Origin of the sequence: Pseudoxanthomonas sp. GM95, assembly GCF_900109775.1 — a bacterium.
GTDB lineage: Bacteria > Pseudomonadota > Gammaproteobacteria > Xanthomonadales > Xanthomonadaceae > Pseudoxanthomonas_A.
Genome location: NZ_FOAX01000001.1, coordinates 112,525 through 127,668, shown reverse-complemented (window position 1 = coordinate 127,668; position 15,144 = coordinate 112,525). Strand labels below are relative to the sequence as shown.

Sequence of the window (15,144 nt, the reverse complement as noted above, 5' to 3'; positions counted from 1 at the left end):
GATCCCGCGCCGCTGGACGGCGTGGACGAGGCGCACGATCCCGACGTGGTGATCCGCGTGCGCGGGCTGGTCAATCGCTTCGGCGAACAGACCGTGCACGACGGCCTGGACCTGACCGTCAAGCGCGGCGAGATCATCGGCGTGGTCGGCGGCTCGGGCACCGGCAAGTCGGTGCTGATGCGCACCATCCTGGGCCTGCAGACGCCCGAGGCCGGCCGCATCGAAGTGCTGGGCGAGGACGCTCGCGCCGGCAATCGCGCCGCGCGCCAGCACATCGAGCGCAACACCGGCGTGCTGTTCCAGGATGGCGCGCTGTTCTCCTCGCTCACCGTCGGCGAGAACGTGCAGCTGCCGCTCAAGGAAAACCATCCCGAGCTGCCCGACACCTTCCGCTACGAGCTGGCGCTGCTGAAGGTGAAACTGGCCGGGCTTCCCGCCGACACCATCAGCAAGCTGCCCTCGCAGCTCTCCGGCGGCATGCGCAAGCGCGCCGGCCTGGCCCGTGCGCTGGCGCTGGACCCGCCGCTGCTGTTCCTGGACGAACCCACCGCCGGCCTGGATCCGATCGGCGCGGCGGCGTTCGACCGCCTGATCAAGACCTTGCAGGAAGCGCTGGGCCTGACCGTGTTCCTCATCACCCACGATCTGGACACCCTGTACGCTATTTGCGACCGCGTGGCGGTGCTGGCCGACAAACAGGTCATCGCCACCGCACCCCTGCCTGAAATCGAACAGCTGGACCACCCGTGGGTCCAGGAATACTTCCACGGACCGCGCGCCCGGGCCGCGCGCGACGCGCGTTAACTGCGGAGAACCGGCATTTGGAAACCAAGGCCAATTACGTCCTGATCGGCGCCTTCACCATCGTGGTGGGCATCAGCCTGCTGCTGTTCGGCCTGTGGGCGGCCAAGTATTCCTCCGAGCGCAGCTACCAGCAGTACCAGGTGGTGTTCCGCGAGGCGGTCACCGGCCTGAGCATCGGCAGCCCGGTGCAATACAACGGCATCGCGGTGGGCTCGATCACCAAGCTGTCGCTGGCCCCCAACGATCCCAGCCAGGTCATCGCCCAGCTGCGCCTGGATTCCAACACCCCGGTCAAGACCGACACCACCGCCAAGCTGGCCATCACCAGCCTGACCGGCCCGTCGATCATCCAGCTCAGCGGCGGCTCGCCGGCCTCGCAGAAGCTCACCGACGTGGACCAGCGCGACGCGCCGGTGATCCGCACCAGCCCTTCGGCCCTGCAGAACATCACCGATACCGCCAACCGTATCGTCGAGAAGATGGACCAGGTGCTGAGCGACAAGAACGTCGCGGCCATTTCCTCCACGCTGGAAAACCTGCAGAGGATCAGCGGCGACATCTCCGACCGCGAAGCCGGCGTGCAGGCGCTGCTGGTGTCCGCGCGCGATGCGGCCAAGAGCCTGGATGTCACTCTCAACACCGCCAACGGCACGCTGACCGACCTGGACCAGAACGTGGTCAAGCAGCTCCCGCAGACCCTGGCCAAGCTGGATACCGCGCTGGCCAAGCTGGATTCGGCCGCCGGCAATGCCGACGCCATCATGGGCGAGAACCGCCAGGCGATTAACAGCTTCGCCAACGACGGCCTGGGCCAGCTCGGCCCGACCCTGAACGAACTGCGCGGCCTGATCCGCGACCTGCGCCGGGTCAGCGACCGGCTCGAAGGCAACCCCGCGCGCTACCTGCTGGGCCGCGACGCACCGAAGGAATTCGAACCGAAATGAAGACCTCCGCCTTCTTCCTCGTCCTGGGGACTTCATTGACGCTGGCCGGCTGCTCCTCGCTGCTGGGTGGCGGTGGTCGCGAACCGACCAGCATCTATTCGCCGCAGGTCCAGGTGACTGCCGACCCCAACTGGCCGTCGGTGCCGGCCTCGATCGTGGTCGCCAAGCCCAGCGCGGCGCGCGTGCTGGACAGCTCGCGCATCGCCGTGCGGCCGACCCCGGACGAGTTGCAGGTCTACCACGGCGCCGCCTGGGCGCAGAGCGCCACCGACATGCTGCAGGACGCGGTGACCCGCACGCTGGAGGACTCGGGCAAGACCGGCGGCACCGGCACGACCGATGCCGGCATCCGCGGCGTCTACAAGCTGGTGATGGACGTGCGCCGTTTCGAGGCCGACTACGCTGGCGGCGCCACGCCTTCGGCCGTGCTGGTGGTCAACGCCAAGCTGGTGCAGAACGCCGACCAGAGCGTGGCCGCCTCGCGCACCTTCAACGTCATCCAGCCGGCCAGCGGCACCGAAACCGGCGTGGTCGTGCAGGCTTTCGACCAGGCCCTGACCCAGCTGACCACCCAGATCGTCGGCTGGACCCTGACCAGCGTGCAGGCGCATCCGGCTGTGGAATACGGCGCGCCGAAGCCGGCTGCAGCCGCGCAATAACACCTGCACTGCCCTTGTTCGCGAGTTCGTGAACTCCGCGGAACGCCTGAAACGTCGCTGACGAAGTCGCTGCGCGCCTATCGGGGAACCGGAACCGCCCAGCCCAACGTGCGCAATCATCGTCGATCACGGTCGCGTCCGCGGCACGCTCGAACCTGGCGCTTTGCATCACATCGCGTCTACCAGGATCGGGCGTCATCACGGGAAAGCGGCACTGGCGCTCGCCGCTGCGGCCCAAGCTCGCCGCGCCCGGCGACCTCAGCATCGCGCGAGGGCAAGCCCCGTGCACAACTCGGCAGCATCACCACGACAGTCAGGCGGCGTCAGGCGGCGTCAGGCGGCGTCAGGCGGCACGATGATGCGGCGGAACGTCAGATTGATGCGCGGCCCAACCGGCCTGGCCGTCCGCGGCAGCGCATGCTGCCAGTCGCGCTGGCAGCTGCCCGACATCACCAGCAAGCTCCCTGGCTCCAGCAGAAATTCACGTTTGACGGCGGGATCGTCACGCCGCCGCATCACGAACCGCCGCGCCACCCCCAAGCTGACCGACGCAATCACCGGCTCAGGCCCCAGTTCCGGCTCATCATCGCTATGCCAGCCCATCGCATCGCGCCCGTCCCGGTACAGATTGGCCAGTACGCTGTTGAACCCCACCCCAAGCTCCTCCCGGAGCCGGTCCCGCACCGGCACCAGCGCCGCCGGCCAAGGATGTGGCGCAAACGTCTGCCCCGAATACCGATAACGCGCTTCCGGATCCCCGATCCAGCAACTCAACCGCGGCGAGTCGACCCACTTCCCAAACATGCGGATACGGTGGGTTTGCCATGAAATTGGCTCCAGCCTCCTGTAGAGCAAAGTAGGCTTCGAAAACCACTGCGGGCAATATTCAAAAATGCTGAGTTCGCAACTCAATGCCCTAATTACTCAAGTGGCACATCTCGAGAGCAGGACCTATCTGGCGACGAAAGCCCAAGAAGAATCGCCCCCAGAAATTGGGACGGTAGTGGCTGCATGCAGAAGATAGGCCTGAAACTTAGAGGATCCGCTCATAATATGCACTTCCGTCCTGCCAGTGGTCATAGCATTCTTCTTAATCACATATAGATCAGGCTTTCCGTCCAAATCGAAATCTGCCACCGAGAACTCCCACGCATTGTCCCTGCCGGTACTCGCCAGAACAGTCGCCTGATGCAGTAGAAACGTTGAATATTTCGCTGCACCGTCCATGACATGAACTTCAGTCCTTTCGGAACTTCCGTTCTTCTTGACTGCGTATAGATCTGGTACACCATCCCCGTTGTAATCCGCAAGGTCAAATGTCCATGAATAGTCCGCACCCGTCCCGGCCAATCCTGTCGCTGCGTGCAATAGAAACGTCTTAAAATTATCAGCCCCATTTAAGACGTGCACCTCAGTACGCCCCGAGCTAGTACTAGAACGCTTAATGGCATAAAGATCAAGCCGCCCATCTCGATTATAATCGGCGATGCGAAACATCCAGCGCCCATCTACACCAGTCTCAGGCAAAGCTGTTGCCGCATGAAGACTGAAAGATGAAAAGCCACTCGCACCGTCAAGAATATGCACTTCGGTCTTTCCCGAACTTGAAGTTCTTTTAACCGAGTACACATCAATAACACCATCCAAATTGTAATCACCAACCTGAAAAATCCAGCGCTCGTCTAAACCCACTCTAGCTAAATTTATATCCGCCTGAGTAACGAAGCTTGAATAGTTATTCGACCCCGCCATAATGTTCAGAACAACACTTGTCCGCGCGGGATCATTTTTGCTGATCGCATAAAGATACGGCACCGAGTCAGAGCCAACGATCGTGGGGCGAAACTTGGAAACAAGCGGAATCGTTAGATTCAGGCTGCGCGCGTTGTCAGTTTGGCCAGCAACGCCACAGGCACGACCACCGCAGATGGTGACATTCGGATTCGAGAACACGTTGTAGGAGGTCTGACCACTGTCACCGTAGGCCATCACGGTGTAGAAATTTCCGGCAGTGGAGGACGCCTTCAGGCCGTAGGAGTAAGGATAACGGCCTTGCATGCCGCCGGCGTTGTCGACGTCATGCTGCGAACCCATGTTGTGGGCCATTTCATGGGCCAGCGTATGGTCTTCGCAGTAATACGTCTTGCCATCGCTGCCGCGATCGGTGCCGTCGCTGACGACCGAGTAAGCGTAGGCCGCGTCGCTGCTAGTGATCGCAACACCGCCCGCACCGTTGAGCCACGCAACGCCACAGCCATCGTTTTCGGATTCATCGAACTTGCGGACCAACGAAACCAAATCCGCACCATAAGTCTCACGCGCGTCGCGTAGCGGTTTCAGCGCGGCGGGGATTGTGACAGGCGCGCCGCTGTCGGAGATACCGGTCAGCGCGTTGAGCGCCGCGCCGTTGTCGTTGCTGTCCGTATAAGTGACTTGCACCGTCCCAACCAGACGAACCTGAGCGGCCACATTGCTGTTGCTTAATGCCGCGTTGGCTGTCGCGATCAGGTTCTGCAAGCGCGTGACTGCGGCTGACTGCCCGCCCAGGCCTGCGGCATATCCATTGGTGTACCCAAGGACCACGTCGATCGTGTTGGTGGCCGAAGCCGTCGCGCCTGCGGTGACTTTCGCCTGACTCGCAGTGGTAGCCGTCGCGCTTGCGGCAAGTGATGTGGCCGACGCAGCAAAAGGATCTAGTGCCGCAGGCGCCGCCATGGCGTCAGGACCACCTTTGCGGCGGGTCGTCTTGAAATTCCTTGGATCGATGGTCATGGCATAGACTTGCCCTGCCTGAGTCGTCAGCCGTAGCGTGCTGCCGTCTGCCTGCGGAATGCTGCCGAAAACAGCCTGCTCGCCAAATGTAATGATGGCCTCGCGACCGGGATCACCGCCTTCTACTCGCCCAATCCAGCTCCAGTTGCCGTCTGGGTACTCTTCATGGCGGGCATAGCGAACGCGCAATGGCGTGCCGTCGGGTGCTTCCAGCGTCAACTCCCCGCTGAGCGTTGCGGCGACCGCATGCGCTTCGCTCATGCTGACCGGGAAGAGCATGTAGGCATCGGTGCGGGTCGTTGGTGCGTTGCGCTGATACGCCAGCAAGGAACCCCGATCAGGCGCGCCTGCAATCGAAGAAGCTGAAGGCCCATGTGCCATCAATGCCTTCGCTGTCAAAGGCTGCGCAGCAACCACAGCGTGATTACCACGTGCCGCATCGCCTGCCCAATCCTTGCTGCAGCCAGCCAGCGCTGCCAATCCCATCAACGCGAAGAAGTTCCACTTCATTTCCAAGCCCCCTGATTTGGGGCGCCATTGCCTGATCCGACACAGGCAAACAAATCGCGCCACATTTGCTTTGGCGGACTATATCCGAACACCGCGCCAAAACCGGACCTGCATCACGAAGTGTGATGCGATCCTTTATTCAGTTCGGAAGCCTGTAATCAATTCCTCAGCAGAACGACGCCGGTTATGGAGGCGAGCTGATCCAACGTGATGCCATCGGCCAGCTCCGCCACTTTCAAACCCTCCGGCGTGACATCAAACACTCCCAAGTCGGTAATGATTCGGTCGACCACGCCGAGGCCGGTCAGCGGCAGATCACACTCGGACAGGATCTTGTGGCTGCCGTCCTTGGCGACGTGTTCCATGATCACCACGACGCGCTTGACGCCGGCGACCAGATCCATCGCGCCGCCCATCCCCTTAACCATCTTGCCGGGCACCATCCAGTTGGCCAGGTCGCCTTTCTCGCTCACCTGCATCGCGCCGAGGATCGCCAGATCGATGTGGCCGCCGCGGATCATCGCGAACGAATCATGGCTGCCGAAGAAGCTGGCGCCCTTGCGTGCGGTGACGGTCTGCTTGCCGGCGTTAATGAGGTCGGCGTCGATCTCGTCCTCGGTCGGAAACGGGCCGATGCCGAGCAGTCCGTTTTCAGACTGCAGCCACACATCCACGCCATCGGGAATGTAGTTGGCCACCAGCGTGGGCAGGCCAATGCCCAGGTTCACGTAAGCGCCGTCGGTGAGTTCCTGCGCGGCGCGCGCGGCCATCTGTTCGCGGGTCCAGGCCATTACTTTGACTCCTCGCGCACGGTGCGCTGTTCGATGCGCTTCTCGGGCTTGGCATTCAACACGATGCGATCGACGTAAATGCCGGGCAGGTGAACCTGGTCCGGCGCGATCTCGCCAACCTCGACGATTTCTTCGACCTCCACCACGCAGGTCTTGCCGGCCATCGCGCAGGCCGGGTTGAAGTTGCGCGCGGTCATGCGGAACACCAGGTTGCCGGCCGTATCGGCCTTCCAGGCTTTGACCAGGGCGATATCGGCGTGCAGCGCGGTTTCCAGCACGTAATGCTTGCCGTCGAACTCGCGCGTCTCCTTGCCTTCGGCGATCACCGTGCCGTAGCCGGTGGCGGTGAAGAACGCAGGAATGCCCGCCCCGCCGGCGCGCAGGCGCTCGGCCAGCGTGCCCTGCGGGTTGAACTCCAGCTCCAGCTCGCCGGCCAGGTACTGGCGCTCGAACTCCTTGTTCTCGCCCACATAGGACGAAATCATCTTCTTGATCTGGCGCGTGGCCAGCAGCTGGCCCAGGCCGAAGCCATCGACGCCCGCGTTGTTGGAGATCACCGTCAGGTCCTTGACCCCGGTCTCGCGCAGCGCGCTGATCAGCACCTCGGGGATACCGCACAGGCCGAAACCGCCCACCGCCAGGGTCTGGCCATCGGCGGCGATATCCGCCAGCGCCGTCGCCGCATCCGGAAATACCTTGCCAGCGCGCGCGTCGCGGCCGGGAGTTGTCTGGGTCATCGCGTCGTATCCGTTGTTACAGGCGTCGCTTCGCATTCTAGCGGCGGCCCCGGCGACGGCCTGTTGGACTTTGGTCCTGCGCGCTAACGCCGGATTGTCATCTGCTTGGCTACACTCGCTGGCCCTGTTTCCCCCACAAAGGACTCCCTCCATGCCGCTTCCCGCATTCAAGGCCTACGACATCCGTGGCCGCGTCCCCGATGAACTGGACGAGGACCTGGCGCGCCGCATCGGCGTGGCGCTGGCCGACATGCTGGACGCCGGCCCGGTCGTGCTGGGCCACGACGTGCGCCTGACCAGCGCCGGCCTGCAGGACGCGCTCTCGGCCGGCCTGCGCGCCAAGGGCCGCGAGGTCATCGACATCGGCCTGTGCGGCACCGAGGAGGTCTATTTCCAGACCGATCACCTCAAGGCCGCCGGCGGCGTGATGGTCACCGCCAGCCACAACCCGATGGACTACAACGGCATGAAGCTGGTGCGCGAGCAGGCCCGGCCGATCAGCTCGGACACCGGCCTGTTCGACATCCGCGACCAGGCCGATGCCGACAAGGCGCCCGCCACTGCGCCCACCGCCAGCGAAGAAAGCCGCCCGGACAAATCCGCCTACATCCAGCACCTGCTGAGCTACATCAAGCCCGAGGCGCTCAAGCCGCTCAAGGTGGTGGTCAATGCCGGCAACGGCGGCGCGGGCGCGATTGTCGATCTACTGGCGCCGCACCTGCCGCTGGAATTCATCCGCGTGTTCCATGAGCCGGACGGCAATTTCCCTAACGGCATTCCCAACCCGCTGCTGCCGGAAAACCGCGCCGCCACCGCCGAAGCGGTGAAGGAACACGGCGCCGATTTCGGCATCGCCTGGGATGGTGACTTCGACCGCTGCTTCTTCTTCGACGAGCACGGCAACTTCATCGAAGGCTATTACCTGGTGGGCCTGCTGGCCCAGGCGATCCTGGCCAAGCAGCCCGGCGGCAAGGTCGTGCACGACCCGCGTCTGACCTGGAACACCATCGAGATGGTGGAAGCCGCCGGCGGTGTGCCGGTGCTGTGCAAGAGCGGCCACGCCTTCATCAAGGAGAAGATGCGCGCGGAAAACGCGGTGTACGGCGGCGAGATGAGCGCGCACCACTACTTCCGCGAGTTCGCCTTCGCCGACTCCGGCATGATCCCGTGGCTGCTGATCGCCGAACTGGTCTCGACCTCCGGCCGTTCGCTGGGCAACTGGGTGGAAGACCGCGTGGCCAAGTTCCCGTGCAGCGGCGAGATCAACTTCAAGGTCAGCGACGCCAAGGCCGCGGTCAAGCGCGTCATGGACACCTACGCCGACCTGAACCCGGAACTGGACTACACCGACGGCGTCAGCGCCGATTTCGGCCAGTGGCGCGTCAATATCCGCAGCTCCAACACCGAGCCGCTGCTGCGCCTGAACGTGGAAACCCGTGGCGACGCGGCGCTGCTGAAGCAGAAGACCGACGAGATCTCAGCGTTGCTGCAGGGCTGAGTTTCGCTGTTGACCGGAACGAAGAAGGGCGCCTCGCGGCGCCCTTCTTCTTTTGACTGACCTCGATCCGCAGGCGCAGTCAGTTGTCGCCGAACAGATCGCGCGTATAGACCTTGTCGGCGACGTCATCGAGCTGGTCGGTCATGCGGTTGCTGATGATCACGTCCGACTCGGCCTTGAATGCCGCCAGGTCGTTGACCACGCGCGAGCGGAAGAACTCGGCCTCGCTCAACGTGGGCTCGTACACGATCACTTCCACGCCCTTGGCCTTGAGGCGCTTCATCACGCCCTGGATGCTGGAGGCGCGGAAATTGTCCGAGCCGGCCTTCATGATCAGGCGATAAATGCCCACGATCTTCGGTTTGCGGCGCAGCACATCGGCGGCGATGAAGTCCTTGCGCGTGGTGTTGGAATCCACGATCGCGCGGATGATGTTCTGCGGCACGCTCTGGTAGTTGGCCAGCAGCTGCTTGGTGTCCTTGGGCAGGCAGTAGCCACCGTAGCCGAAGGACGGATTGTTGTAGTGCGAGCCGATGCGCGGGTCCAGGCAGATGCCTTCGATGATCTGGCGGCTGTCCAGGTCATTGGTGACCGCATAGGTGTCCAGCTCGTTGAAGTAGGACACGCGCATGGCCAGATAGGTATTGGCGAACAGCTTGATCGCCTCGGCCTCGGTCGGCTCGGTGAACAGCACCGGCACGTCCTGCTTGATCGCACCTTCCTGCAGCAGCCCGGCGAAGACCTTGGCCCGCTTCGAACGCTCGCCGACGATGATCCGCGACGGATGCAGGTTGTCGTACAGCGCCTTGCCTTCGCGCAGGAACTCGGGCGAAAACACGATGTTGTCGGTACCGAACTGCGCACGCGCCTTCTGCGTATAACCCACCGGCACGGTCGACTTGATCACCATCGTGGCCGACGGATTGACCTCCAGCACCTTGCCGATCACCGCCTCGATCGAACGGGTGTTGAAGTAGTTGGTCTCCGGGTCGTAATCGGTTGGCGTGGCGATGATCACAAACTCCGCGCCGGTGTAGGCATCGACCGGGTCCAGCGTCGCGCGGAAATTCAAACCGCCTTCGGCCAATGCGGCCTCCAGCTCCTTGTCGACGATGGGCGCACGGCCCTCGTTGAGCATCCTGACCTTGGCCTCGACGATATCCAGGGCCACCACCTCATGGTGCTTGGCCAACAGGACGCCGTTTGACAGGCCCACGTAGCCGGTACCGGCCACCGCAATCTTCATGTGTCGCAACCTCATGGGGGATGGAAGCCCCGCTACGATACGACACGCGCATGCAACGCGGTCTGGATGGCGTCGCAGGTTTCGCCGGGCGCCGGCGCCCTCGCTCCCCTGCCGGACAGATGCAGGTTTTCACGCGCCTCTGGAATGCCAAACCACCATACGGTGTCGCATGGCGGCGCCCGGCCCGTTAGAATCGGGAATCTGCCCCGCGCCAGCCGCCGCGGCCGGGCCACTCGTACAGGTTCCTCAAGGACTCGCAGCTCCGATGAAGATTCTCGTCGCCTACAAGCGCGTGGTGGACTACAACGTGCGCATCCAGGTCAAGCCGGACCACTCCGGCGTGGTCACCGAGGGCGTGAAGCTCTCGCCCAATCCTTTCGATGAAATCGCGCTGGAAGAAGCCCTGCGCCTGCGCGATAAAGGCATCGCCACTGAAGTGGTTGTGGCCACGATTGCTCCTGCCGATGCCGCCGCGCACCTGCGTAATGGTCTGGCGATGGGCGCCAACCGCGCTTTGCACGTGGTCGCCGACGGCCCGGTGTCGCCGCTGACCGCCGCTCGCACCCTGCTCAAGCTGATTGAGAAAGAGCAACCGGACATCGTGATCCTGGGCAAGCAGGCCATCGACGACGACGCCAGCCAGACGGGCCAGATGCTGGCCACGCTATGGGGCCGCCCGCAGGCGACGTTCGCCTCCAAGGTCGAGATCGCCGACGGCAAGGCCACGGTGACGCGCGAAGTCGACGCCGGCCTGGAAACGCTGGAAATCGACCTGCCGGCGGTGATCACCACCGATCTGCGCCTGAACGAGCCGCGCTTCATCAAGCTGCCCGACATCATGAAGGCCAAGTCCAAGCCGCTGGAGACGATCGCGTTCGCCGACCTGGCCGTGGAAGCCGGCGCCGAACTCAAGACCACCCACTACGCCGCGCCGCCCAAGCGCAGCCGCGGCGTGATGGTCAAGGACGCCGCCGAGCTGGTGGCCGCACTCAAGCAGAAGGGGTTGCTGTAATGGCCAAGGTCCTCGTCATCGCCGAACACCTGGACGGCGCGCTCAACGCTTCCACCGCCAAGACCGTCAGCGCCGCCGCCGCACTCAAGCCCGAAGCGCTCGACGTGGTCGTGCTGGCCGCCGATCCGGCCGCCGTCGCCGAAGCTGCCGCCAAGATCACCGGCGTCACCAAGGTGCTGACCGTGGCCAACGCCGCCAACGCCCACGCCATCGGCCAGGTTCTGGCCCCGCAGATCGTGGCGCTGGCGGCCGGCTACACGCATGTATTCGGCCCCTCGACCACCTTCGGCAAGGACCTGATGCCGTGCGTGGCCGCGCTGCTGGGCGTGGCGCAGGTCTCGGACCTGATCACGGTCGAAGGCGAACACACCTTCACCCGCCCGATCTATGCGGGCAACGCCATCATCACCGTCGAACCCGACGCCAGCCAGACCGTGGTCGCCACCGTGCGCACCGCCTCCTGGCCGGAAGCGCCCGCCGGCGGCAGTGCGCCAATCGAAGCGGCGAGCGTCGACGCTACGCTGCCCACGCACACCCGCTTCATCGGTCTGGCCGCCGGCAAGTCCGACCGCCCCGACCTGCAGAGCGCCAAGCGCGTGGTCTCCGGCGGTCGCGGCGTCGGTTCGAAGGAAAACTTCGACATCATCTACAAGCTGGCCGACAAACTCGGTGCCGCCGTCGGCGCTTCGCGTGCCGCGGTCGATGCTGGCTACGTGCCCAACGAACTCCAGGTCGGCCAGACCGGCAAGATCATCGCCCCCGAGCTGTACATGGCCATCGGCATCTCCGGCGCCATCCAGCACCTGACCGGAATCAAGGACGCCGGCACGATTGTGGCGATCAACAAGGACGCTGACGCGCCGATCTTCGAGATCGCCGATATCGGGCTGGTGGGGGATTTGTTTGCGATCCTGCCGGAGCTGCAAGCGACGATCTAATGGGGGATTTTTTTATTGAAAGAAGAGCCTGCTGCTGTGGATGCAGAGTAACAGCAGCAGGCTTGACGCCGGGCACAAGCAATGTGATTGCGCTTTCCGCGACTTAGATCGTCTACAGGAATGACTCTTTCGGCGTACCTACACGCAGCCCCCACTCTGAAAAGGGAGGCGATGCGATGCGCCAGGTACGTACGTCACATCAGCTCCTATGCAGAATTCGCGCGGGGCCAATTCAGTACCCAGAAGGAGCTGAAGTGGCACTTGGAAGAAATAGAATTTGCATCCCGGCGATTTTCTTACCCCCCTCCTCTGTGATGCAGTCCGATCCTTCATGCCGCAGAATTAATCCATCCAGGGACTGGAAGGAACCAATCATCAGCAGGTCGTATTTCCCGACCCAATCGCCAGCAAGGCGAACTGAAAAACCGCTCAAAGATTCATTCTTGCCGCGGGTGCCAGCATACCTATTGCCGCATACCCACTCCGTCCAATCACCTGATTGGAGCCGCACCCTATATTCGACCTTCTTCTCGTCATCCAGACCACATAGCAACCGAATCCCCTGGATAAATCGAGGATGCCTGCCATCGGTAACAACAGACGGAATATCTTCGTTTCTCACATCACCCACGCCGCCCACATGGGCTAGCAGCCCCATACGCGGAACACCGTGCCTGAGTGGAACAGCGATGAGTGGCTTCATGTAATCGACAACTTCGCGTCCCACGCGAGATGGAACTAAATTACTCTTCTCTACGTTCCTGTCTTTATCTATCACGATGAGATTGTGATAAAAATGCGCCCCCACCGTGTGTAAATCGTAGAAGCTCGGGTCCGAGGGCAATGGAACTTCTGCGTAATTTATCCAGTCCGGAAGGCTTTTGAAAAAACTAATGGTTGGATTCTCCGGGTTGTAGTAAGAGGCCCTACTTGCCCGCCCTCCTTCCCAATAGCTTGTTTGAGTATCTTCGACGATATAGATCCCCCCATCCCTTGTCCGCGGATACAGAAACTTGAAAGTTGTAATGACATGCTCCGGCAGATGACTTCCATCATCCAGCACGATATCAAAATCGCCATACAGATCATGAAGCTCTTCCAGAAAAGCAATATCGATCTGGCTACCCCGGTGAACCCTGACCCGGGGATCATCAAACTTCATTCTCTTCTCGTGAATGTCGACACCAACGATCACGGTCTCGGAATGCGTAAACCAGTCAGACCAGACCCTTAAACTGGCTCCGCCGCCGAATGGATCCGCATAACCACCAATTCCAATCTCAAGCATCACAACTTTTTTATCTCTGAAATGGGCAAGGTGGCGCTCATAATGCTTCGCATAATGATGCGCCCCCCATTTGTCGGTCTTATGCTTAACCGATAGATCCATAAGATTTTCACGAGTCAAAGCAGAGCCTCCTATATTCATGCCAATTACACAGAACTCGAGTAAGCAGTTCATTCGCCAACTGCCAGCTACACGATAGCACCCTATGCACAAATCGGAGGCCTCAATATGACACGCAGACAATCTATTGAGATGCACCTCAACAACGCATTTCCTTTCCACACTCGTTGTCTAGGTTTTCCAGCGAGGGCGGAGCAGATGGCCACTGACCACACGGCAATTGATAAAGATGGTCGCTGGCGATGCGACTGGGATTTGGTCTCTGAAAGCTGAACCCAAGAAGGGCTGCTAATACCAAGACCTGATGTTCGGAGTCACATCAGGTGCAGTCCTGCAACCTCCCGCAGCACTTAGGGCAGGTCATCGACCTGCATTAGGAGACCGGAATTCAGATCTGCTCGCTATAAGCGAGTGCATATCCACTCTAGCGAGTTGCTTAATACACTTCAAACAGCGCCAATAGTTCGAAGTACGGCCGCTCTACAGACGCGTATCAGCCAACCGACTAGTTTCATTTCCCAAAAATGAAGGGAAACGGTCCACTGCGCGCGCTGCACGCGACGTCATTTATTTGTCACGTTCCAAATCGGCAGGCATCTCCCGGCTTACTATCAGTTCGTCTAGCCTCGCCTCCACCTCAACGAGATCTACACTCCATCGACGATTGGCCTTGTCCTTTCTGAAATCGAGCGGCGAGCCAAAGCATACATCGAGGTGGTGGAAACGCACTGCGGCAAGGAGCAGATCATCTTTGAGGTAAAAATTCCGGGGAGCCAGCACCAGCACAGACGAGCCTGGCTGTTGAAAACCCGCCAGGTACATCTGGCTTCCTACCGGTCCCGCCAAGATCTCAGATTCCGATGCCATGCGGATCTGTTCAGGAATCGTCATGGTCTCGGAACACCTTATCTCGAAGCCACGCGAAAGCAATAAAGCTTCCAGCGCCTCTTCATTCTCCAAGGGGCGATTCCCGATCGCCTTTCGCGACAAATAGACCTTGCGGCGGGCGCTTCTATACCCCCCCGAAGCCTGCTTCAGCGAAATTCGCCCCCAAACCTCCCCCATCTCCGGGCTAATCGAGCGATGTGTCCGCATTGCGGTCGAGGGCACAAATAGGCGTTCGACCGATGTTGCCGGGGAAGCAGACACAATGCGATCCTCTGGCACGCCGGCCAACCTTAGAAGTTCAAGTGCGAAAGGCCTGACATCAGATTCGTAAACTAAAAATCGCAAGTCAGAAGTAACTTGTGATACTTGGCGCATGGCCCAGAGTCGGCTCAGACCTTCAAGCATCACATGACCGAAATGCCGATGAACATTACCTACGAGATAGTAGTCACCCTTTAACCTCGTAGCCTCGGAAGGACCTATATACGCCCAAGCTCCCGACGCCTCGTCATAGGAAAGAATATTTTCCGCCCACGTGACGTTTCCATCCATGATTCCAAACGAATCCTGAGTGACACCACCATTTCGCGTCAGCAGCGCCTGTCCTTGGGAGTGAGTGGCTTCAGCCCTTTGCGTAATCACGCCGCCAAATACCCAGGCTTCATGCATTACGCTAATCTGAAGAGGCGAGGGCATTTCAATGCCCTCACTCCACAGCTCGGGCAGCATCAGTGAATTTGCACCAAGGAAGTGATCACGATTCGGCCGACGCCAGCTGCTTCCGAGTATCTGATCAAGATCAGGATTAAGTATACGTACTGATTGGATATCCACCCTGAAATCTTTAGGTTCCGCCAGTCCTTCGAGCAGACTCGCGCGAACAGGAAGTTCTGTACGCTCACACCGCTTAAGTTCAACAGGGATCACGCCCAGCACT

Annotated in this window: 13 protein-coding genes; 6 read left to right on the top strand and 7 right to left on the bottom strand. The window is 61.2% G+C overall.

Annotated elements, in window-relative coordinates; all coding sequences use genetic code 11:
* Positions 1-12: 12 nt before the first annotated feature.
* The 3 genes from BMZ17_RS00595 to BMZ17_RS00585 are packed head-to-tail and all read left to right on the top strand — an operon-like array spanning position 13 to position 2,407.
* Positions 13-804, top strand: a complete 792-nt coding sequence (locus BMZ17_RS00595; protein ID WP_093137962.1) for an ABC transporter ATP-binding protein — start codon at positions 13-15, stop codon at positions 802-804.
* A gap of 17 nt (positions 805-821) precedes the next feature.
* Entirely contained in the window at positions 822-1,748 is a 927-nt protein-coding gene (locus BMZ17_RS00590; RefSeq protein ID WP_093133824.1) for an MlaD family protein, read from the top strand.
* Positions 1,745-2,407: an ABC-type transport auxiliary lipoprotein family protein gene (locus BMZ17_RS00585; RefSeq protein ID WP_093133819.1), complete on the top strand. Its 663-nt coding sequence runs from the start codon at positions 1,745-1,747 to the stop codon at positions 2,405-2,407. Before BMZ17_RS00590 ends, BMZ17_RS00585 begins: the two co-directional genes overlap by 4 nt.
* Positions 2,408-2,740: 333 nt before the next feature.
* On the opposite strand, the gene BMZ17_RS00580 is transcribed toward BMZ17_RS00585, so the two are convergent.
* From BMZ17_RS00580 to BMZ17_RS00565, 4 genes are all read right to left on the bottom strand, one after another.
* Positions 2,741-3,262: an alpha-ketoglutarate-dependent dioxygenase AlkB family protein gene (locus BMZ17_RS00580; RefSeq protein WP_254775219.1), complete on the bottom strand. Its 522-nt coding sequence runs from the start codon at positions 3,260-3,262 to the stop codon at positions 2,741-2,743.
* 96 nt (positions 3,263-3,358) lie between these two features.
* Positions 3,359-5,689 (bottom strand): reprolysin-like metallopeptidase, encoded by a 2,331-nt coding sequence (locus BMZ17_RS00575; RefSeq protein WP_093133811.1) that lies wholly within the window; start codon positions 5,687-5,689, stop codon positions 3,359-3,361.
* Positions 5,690-5,847: 158 nt separating this feature from the next.
* Positions 5,848-6,480, bottom strand: a complete 633-nt coding sequence (locus BMZ17_RS00570; protein ID WP_093133806.1) for a CoA transferase subunit B — start codon at positions 6,478-6,480, stop codon at positions 5,848-5,850.
* Positions 6,480-7,217 (bottom strand): CoA transferase subunit A, encoded by a 738-nt coding sequence (locus BMZ17_RS00565; protein ID WP_093133803.1) that lies wholly within the window; start codon positions 7,215-7,217, stop codon positions 6,480-6,482. The genes BMZ17_RS00570 and BMZ17_RS00565 overlap by 1 nt, the downstream gene beginning before the upstream one ends.
* 151 nt (positions 7,218-7,368) lie before the next feature.
* Here BMZ17_RS00565 and BMZ17_RS00560 point away from each other — a divergent pair, with 151 nt between their 5' ends.
* Positions 7,369-8,715, top strand: coding sequence for a phosphohexomutase domain-containing protein (locus tag BMZ17_RS00560; protein WP_093133799.1), 1,347 nt, complete (start codon positions 7,369-7,371; stop codon positions 8,713-8,715).
* Positions 8,716-8,794: 79 nt separating this feature from the next.
* On the opposite strand, the gene BMZ17_RS00555 is transcribed toward BMZ17_RS00560, so the two are convergent.
* Positions 8,795-9,961 carry a nucleotide sugar dehydrogenase gene (locus BMZ17_RS00555; protein ID WP_093133794.1) on the bottom strand — a complete coding sequence of 389 codons (1,167 nt, stop codon included), beginning with the start codon at positions 9,959-9,961 and terminating at the stop codon, positions 8,795-8,797.
* A gap of 265 nt (positions 9,962-10,226) precedes the next feature.
* On the opposite strand from BMZ17_RS00555, the gene BMZ17_RS00550 reads away from it, so the two are divergent.
* Entirely contained in the window at positions 10,227-10,973 is a 747-nt protein-coding gene (locus tag BMZ17_RS00550; RefSeq protein WP_093133789.1) for an electron transfer flavoprotein subunit beta/FixA family protein, read from the top strand.
* The gene (locus BMZ17_RS00545; protein WP_093133785.1) at positions 10,973-11,911 is read left to right on the top strand and encodes an electron transfer flavoprotein subunit alpha/FixB family protein; all 939 of its coding nucleotides are present in this window, start codon (positions 10,973-10,975) and stop codon (positions 11,909-11,911) included. The genes BMZ17_RS00550 and BMZ17_RS00545 overlap by 1 nt, the downstream gene beginning before the upstream one ends.
* Positions 11,912-12,143: 232 nt before the next feature.
* Here the strand turns inward: BMZ17_RS00545 and BMZ17_RS20780 are convergent, their stop codons facing one another.
* Together BMZ17_RS20780 and BMZ17_RS00535 are read right to left on the bottom strand one after the other, a co-directional pair.
* Positions 12,144-13,373, bottom strand: a complete 1,230-nt coding sequence (locus BMZ17_RS20780) for a class I SAM-dependent methyltransferase (protein WP_139202762.1) — start codon at positions 13,371-13,373, stop codon at positions 12,144-12,146.
* A 513-nt stretch (positions 13,374-13,886) separates the two neighbouring features.
* Positions 13,887-15,134, bottom strand: coding sequence for a glycosyltransferase 61 family protein (locus BMZ17_RS00535; protein ID WP_139202761.1), 1,248 nt, complete (start codon positions 15,132-15,134; stop codon positions 13,887-13,889).
* Positions 15,135-15,144: the final 10 nt, after the last annotated feature.

Bases quoted from the DNA above. Each gene is read 5' to 3' on its own strand.
- BMZ17_RS00585 (WP_093133819.1), top strand. From the start codon at position 1,745: ATGAAGACCTCCGCCTTCTTCCTCGTCCTGGGGACTTCATTGACGCTG.
- BMZ17_RS00575 (WP_093133811.1), bottom strand. From the start codon at position 5,689: ATGAAGTGGAACTTCTTCGCGTTGATGGGATTGGCAGCGCTGGCTGGC.
- BMZ17_RS00570 (WP_093133806.1), bottom strand. From the start codon at position 6,480: ATGGCCTGGACCCGCGAACAGATGGCCGCGCGCGCCGCGCAGGAACTC.
- BMZ17_RS00565 (WP_093133803.1), bottom strand. From the start codon at position 7,217: ATGACCCAGACAACTCCCGGCCGCGACGCGCGCGCTGGCAAGGTATTT.
- BMZ17_RS00560 (WP_093133799.1), top strand. From the start codon at position 7,369: ATGCCGCTTCCCGCATTCAAGGCCTACGACATCCGTGGCCGCGTCCCC.
- BMZ17_RS00555 (WP_093133794.1), bottom strand. From the start codon at position 9,961: ATGAAGATTGCGGTGGCCGGTACCGGCTACGTGGGCCTGTCAAACGGC.
- BMZ17_RS00550 (WP_093133789.1), top strand. From the start codon at position 10,227: ATGAAGATTCTCGTCGCCTACAAGCGCGTGGTGGACTACAACGTGCGC.
- BMZ17_RS00545 (WP_093133785.1), top strand. From the start codon at position 10,973: ATGGCCAAGGTCCTCGTCATCGCCGAACACCTGGACGGCGCGCTCAAC.
- BMZ17_RS20780 (WP_139202762.1), bottom strand. From the start codon at position 13,373: ATGAACTGCTTACTCGAGTTCTGTGTAATTGGCATGAATATAGGAGGC.